This is a genomic window from Virgibacillus sp. GM2-2, from assembly GCF_055329585.1.
Map to the genome: position 1 here is coordinate 1 of NZ_JBUZWC010000168.1, position 234 is coordinate 234.

Annotated in this window: 1 protein-coding gene; it reads right to left on the bottom strand. The window is 70.9% G+C overall.

Annotated elements, in window-relative coordinates; translation table 11 throughout:
- Nucleotides 1-234: hypothetical protein (locus ACY9Z2_RS19405; protein WP_463611310.1), on the bottom strand; the 234-nt coding region annotated here is incomplete at both ends.

The following is a 234-nucleotide window of genomic DNA, read 5'->3' on the forward strand; positions in this document are numbered from 1 at the left end:
GCCGCACTGCCGTGTAGTCGACGGCGGGCTCCTCGCCGTTGGCGAGCTTGAACCCGCGCAGCCGCGAGCTCCTTCGCTCGAGGGATTCCATGTCCTCATCCATGAGCGCCTGCTCTTCCGCGGTCAGGTATTTCCCGTAGCGTTCGCGGGCGAGCTTCGCCAGCGTCCCCGGCTCCTTTTTCGGCGCGGGCGTCGGAGTCGGGCCGGGAGCCGCGGGCGCCGGAGTCTGCGCGG